Annotated in this window: 2 protein-coding genes; both read left to right on the top strand. The window is 53.7% G+C overall.

All coding sequences use genetic code 11. From position 1 onward, the window contains the following. A partial coding sequence (locus tag AC3WOS_RS28470; protein ID WP_492720685.1) for an RHS repeat domain-containing protein occupies positions 1-960 on the top strand: 960 nt, incomplete at its 5' end. Beyond that, positions 957-1,292, top strand: a complete 336-nt coding sequence (locus tag AC3WOS_RS28465) for a hypothetical protein (protein WP_492720683.1) — start codon at positions 957-959, stop codon at positions 1,290-1,292. The genes AC3WOS_RS28470 and AC3WOS_RS28465, both read left to right, overlap by 4 nt. The last annotated feature ends 459 nt before the right edge of the window (positions 1,293-1,751 follow it).

The following is a 1,751-nucleotide window of genomic DNA, read 5'->3' as shown; positions in this document are numbered from 1 at the left end:
CTGGACGGCAAGATCGACAACCGGGGCTTCACCGGCCACGAGATGCTGGACAAGTTGGATCTGGTGCACATGAATGGACGGGTGTACGATCCCTACACTGCCAGGTTCTTGTCGGGAGATCCGTTTGTGCAGGACCCGGCCAATGGCCAGAGCTACAACCGCTACAGTTATGTGCAGAACAACCCGACCAATCTGACCGATCCGACAGGCTTTTTCTCTCAAACCGAGGAGCAGAAGAAGTACGCGGCGGAGCTTAACAAGAAGATAGAAGCGACCTTGGCGGCGGGCGGGATTGTCGCCGTTCAGACCGGGGCCAATTCCTATTCCGTAATGGGTTCGAGCGGCGCCTTGGCGCAGGCGGGTCTGAAATCGGATGGAAGCCTCAAGGCCGGGAGTAAAGACGGTGGCGCTACGAGCAAAGGGGCGACAATCAGTGGAACCCCGGCACGATCACTTGGTGACAAGGTAGAAGACTTTGTCATGGGTGCGCCCGGTTCCAAGCGGCGGGCTTTCAACGACGACTTGCACGCAGGCCTGAAAGATGCCGCCGAATCGGGCTGTATCAAAGCAGGGAGTACATGTATTGGTATCGGCCCTGGATCAACTGAGTCGGTCGGTGCTTCGGCAGCTAAAGTTCTCGAAAATGGAATTGGCTTCAAGTCATTTGGCAAACTTAAACAGGAAGTTGTTACGGAAGCCGGTGACCATCTTCACCATATTGTCGAGCAGACCGCTTCGAATCTGAGTAAATTTGGCTCAGAGACCATACACAACACGGCAAATGTTGTGCCTGTTGCAGCCGATATTCATATTGGCAAGGGGAGCATTAGTGCGTATTTCTCATCTAAGCAGCCATTTACTGAAGGTATGACAGTTCGGAAATGGCTGAGTAATCAACCGTTTGAGAATCAGTACAAATTTGGGGTAGAAATATTGAAAACCTACGGAGTAATAAAGTGAGTAAAGATTTTGAGAATTATTTGTCGTGCGCAATCAGTTATGGCGATACGCAACGTGAGCGAGACTTTGTAAGTGGCAATCGGTTTGCAACTAAATTGGAGAAGCTAGGTAAAAAAATGCGTGTTGACCCTGATGGTCAAACATATTTACTCAGCCTTCTAGATCACGTTGACCCATATGTGCGTGTTTGGGCGGCAAAAGACTGTCTGTATTTTAATTCTATCGACGCCGCTGCAGTTCTCGAAACCGAGGGGAAAACTGATGGATTGCTGGCTTTAGGCGCTCGTACAACGTTATCGGAATGGCGAGCAGGGCGTTTGTTTGGAAATTAAGCGCAGAGTCGGCGGAGGAACGGAGGCCGGTGTCAGTGCCGACTTTCGGACACGGCCTCGACGCTAACGCGAACTGGGCTGTAGCGGCCTCGACCGTTGAGGAACTTGGTCAGCTGCTGCGCGGGACTTCAAGCCGCGTGCGGATCGCAACGGCTACACTATGAGTCGAGCCAGGCGGTACAAGGCGCGCTCGTTCCTCGCTTGCCGCCGCGCGGTGCCGTCAGCCAGGTCAAGTGCCACGCAAAGGCACAGCCCCTCCGGGGGAAATGGGCTGCGCCCATTCCCCATAAGGCCGTCTTACGCAAAATCGGCCCATTCGCTCCACTGCGTTGCGCTCGGTGTGCCGATCGCTGCGCTGCGCTTCGCGTCCTTCGGATTTACGTAGTCCGGTCTGAATAATTCAAAAATCAGCAGCCGGCGGGCTGATATCTCCGCCAGGTCCACATCATGGGAATCTGC

The organism is Rugamonas sp. FW305-51 (assembly GCF_058786935.1).
This window is presented reverse-complemented; position numbering and strand designations above follow the sequence as displayed.